General features: G+C 59.3%; 3 protein-coding genes. 1 reads left to right on the top strand and 2 read right to left on the bottom strand.

Features of this window, described 5'->3' with window-relative positions:
- Positions 1-523: 523 nt before the first annotated feature.
- Complete coding sequence (gene ltrA / locus AC1DPR_RS31435; protein ID WP_477817959.1) at positions 524-1,573, top strand: group II intron reverse transcriptase/maturase; 1,050 nt, start codon at positions 524-526, stop codon at positions 1,571-1,573.
- 536 nt (positions 1,574-2,109) lie between these two features.
- Here ltrA and AC1DPR_RS31430 read toward each other — a convergent pair.
- Positions 2,110-2,427 (bottom strand): hypothetical protein, encoded by a 318-nt coding sequence (locus AC1DPR_RS31430; protein ID WP_477817958.1) that lies wholly within the window; start codon positions 2,425-2,427, stop codon positions 2,110-2,112.
- 389 nt (positions 2,428-2,816) lie between these two features.
- On the bottom strand, positions 2,817-3,077 hold the full coding sequence (locus tag AC1DPR_RS31425; protein WP_477817957.1) for a hypothetical protein: 261 nt from the start codon (positions 3,075-3,077) through the stop codon (positions 2,817-2,819).
- Positions 3,078-3,511 lie beyond the last annotated feature (434 nt).

The raw sequence follows: 3,511 nt of genomic DNA, 5'->3' as shown, positions 1-3,511 counted from the left end.
TTTGTGCGCCCAGCATGGGCGCATTCTTGTGGGTGGAAGTCCCACCGTAAGCTGGTCACGGCGAACGAAGAGAAGCGCAACTGCGGAAGGGCGACCGACCGTGGGGAGGAAGCGTGGATCGAAACTGCGGGCCGATGAACAAGAACCGGATATGAGGCGGTGCCAACCAGGGCGAGCGGGCAAACGACCGCGAAGCTCTTGTGACCAAGGGGCGGTGGCGTAAATCCGGCGGTCGTGCAGTGAAGGAGTGCGTTCTTACCTGGGGAGATCTCGTCTTGCGCCTGAAAGGGCGACGGTGTCGAGCCGGAGCGAGARGTCAGCCGAGGCCGTAGTAGGGAGCGCACAGGCGCGAACGAAGGGCCGAACGAGAGAGAGTGAAGTTCCTCCAAGGATGAGCAAGGCCATGCGTCAGATGCCGGGACAGCCCGGGAGATCGGAGAGGCAAGCGGGTGAAGCCCGTCCGGGCTCTGGTCTCGACGAAGCCGAGCCCCCGCCGCGGATCGGGAACGACACGGGCGCAGTGATGATCCCGAAGYCAGGGGGCGGCGAGCGCGAGCTTGGCATCCCCACGGTGCTGGACCGCCTGATCCAACAGGCGCTCCTGCAAGTCCTTCAGCCAATCCTTGATCCGACCTTCAGCCAGCACAGCTACGGCTTCCGTCCGGGAAGGAGTGCGCACGATGCCGTCCTGGCGGCGCAATCGTTCGTGCAGTCCGGACGGCGGATCGTTGTGGACGTGGATCTGGAGAAGTTCTTCGACCGGGTTGACCATGACATCCTGATCGACCGTCTGCGCAAGAAAATCCCCGATCCCGGCGTCATCCGTCTGGTTCGGGCTTACTTGAACGCCGAGATCGTCGATGGGGATGCGACCATCAAGCGGACCAGAGGCACGCCGCAGGGCGGGCCGCTGTCGCCGCTACTGGCCAACCTGCTGCTGGATGAGGTGGACAAGGAGCTTGAACGGCGGGGCCATGCCTTCTGCCGCTATGCCGACGACTGTAACGTCTACGTGCGGTCACAGCGGGCGGGCGAACGGGTGATGGCTCTGCTGCGGCGGCTTTATGGCCGACTTCGCCTCAAGGTGAACGAGACCAAGAGCGCCGTTGCCAGTGTCTTCGGCCGCAAATTCCTCGGCTATGCTTTCTTCAAAGCACCAGGACGGGTGGTCAAGAGACGGGTCGCCGACAAGGCCATCAAGGCGTTCAAGGAGCGCATTCGCGAACTGACACCGCGCGTGACGGGTCGATCCCTGAAAGCGGTGGCAGAACGGCTGCGTATCTTCGTGTGCGGATGGAAAGCCTACTTCCGGCTGGCGCAAACATCTCGGGTCTGGCAAAGGCTGGACGAATGGATGCGTCACCGTTTGAGGGCTATCCAGCTCAAGCAATGGAAGCACAGCAGGACTATCTTCCGGGAACTGACGGTTCGGGGGGCAAAACCCGATGTGGCCCTACAGGTGGCGGCAAACGCCCGCCGCTGGTGGCGCAACAGCGGCAAGCTCATCAACGCCGTTCTCACCATCAGATGGGCCGACCAATGTGCATTCCGGCTACGTGCGCCGCACAGCTGAACAACGCGCGCATCAATTACTCAGAGGGTCAGTGCTTGCAGCTTCCAGGACTTGGCGCACCCACTTGGCCAACGCGGGATCTTTTGAAAGCTGGAATTGGAAATCCTGTTCCGCCAGTTTCCCTAGCCTATAAGCAGCAACTAGCTCCCGCTGTTGTGTGTTCAACTCTCGCACGCTCGCGTGCTTCAACGTGCTTCTGAATGTCCAGCTATCGCCTATTGACATGGCATTCTCCAAGAGGCATCGGGCGTCCGGCAGGGATCTCGAAACGCATCGCGCTCATTCTCGATGTGCATCAGTGCTTTGCGACAACCCGGGAAGCACGCGCATTGACGCTGAAAGGCGCACGCATTTGCTCCTGAGTGTTCGGGTTCAGGGTCAAATCGACCTTATGCGGGGGCATTACCTGAGCGTCGCGTAGAGCGTTCTGCCGAGCCCGCTTAGTCAGTTTGGCCGAAGTGTCAGGCCTTTTTTCTGGTGGGCCTATGGGAACGTTGGTCATATTATTTTCCATTTCGAGATGGGTGCCGTCAAGATTAAGGCAGGAAGAAGATAGCTACGCGCAGTCGACATCTTGCAGCGCAACCGCGATCCACCTGAGAACCATCATGCTGCCCAAGTGATTCCACGCCATTCACCAATCGAATGGTCTGGAATTCGGCGAGGAGCAGGTCAAGCAACTCTGACGACGTTATCGATGGACACGCGGAAATCACTTCCAGTGCCAGCGTCGTGGCCGCACGTGCAAGATGACCTTCGGGGTCGGCCCGACGGTTGACGCACCACGCGTGAATGCTGCAGGTCAAGATATCGAGATGCTCGTCTGTAAGGTCGACATTGGTGAAGAAATTCATGGTACGGCTCCCGCCTGAGGCAAGAGCACATATGATCTCCCAATCGACTCTGCCCGGAAAGAATGGGCCGACCGACAGATAATACGCCTTCGCACCCTCCGTGGACAGACATTTGTCGACCCGTACGGTGGCGCACGGTTGCCCGCGGTCCTGGATGTTGGCCCGAGGCGCGTGATTTTCGATGCTCACCGCGACAGATGCCTTACCATCAGGCGAGCGCCCTTGTCCCAACCTTGCAACGCATGAGGCCTGCCACTTGGCCCAGCGTCAATGCCTTTCCGAATTTCCGCTGGATCTCCCAACGATCGATCGGCCTTCGGCGATTGCACTCCGGGCAACGGGCGAACAGCGCCTCGTACTGCGCCAACTCCCCGAGCGTTTTCTCGTGATCAAGCTTCAGGTACCTTCATCCCCAACATCTCCCCGGCAGAATGGTCGTACCTTATCTGGCACTTGTCGTTGAACGGTGCATCGTGTTCGCGATTGCAGCCAAACTCTTTCGCCAAGTCATAGCGAAGTTCCGGCATGGGCTTGTTGCCGTAGCGGGCAAGGGCGTCCGCGGCCGCCATTGAGCCGCTGCGTTGGCATTTGGTGCAGGAGTATTGGAGTTCATGCCCGATAAAGTCGGACGGGTAATATGCCATGCGCATAGCGCCTCTCCTTGAAGAGGTTGCCGGCAGCCGCATGTCGATAGGTTCTGGATTTTCGCTCCGCTAGAGTAGGTGAAAAATGGGGAGAGAGTCCTGCAGCGTCAAGCCCATCCGCCGTGCAGTAACGACCACGGTGAGGGTTTCCCGCTAGCGCGAAATAGAAAGGCCCGACGCTAATGCGCCGAGCCTTCATTGCTGGTTTCTGTTGGGACTGGATTCCAGCAGTGCAATGGCCTGTGGGATCATTGCTACCGTCAAACATAAAGCCAAATAGAAAGTTCCGCCGCCGATTCCGATGAAGCCGCCCCTTTGTTCCGAGATGATTGCGCCCCCGGATTCCGGGATGATCTCGCCCCCTTGAGGCTGGGGTCCTGCTGGCTGTGATTGTTGTCAGTTCATTCGTGTGACGAGTCAAGATTTCCGGCGTTGATTTC

The sequence above is a fragment of the Rhizobium sp. 01T417 genome (assembly GCF_056398905.1).
This window is presented reverse-complemented; position numbering and strand designations above follow the sequence as displayed.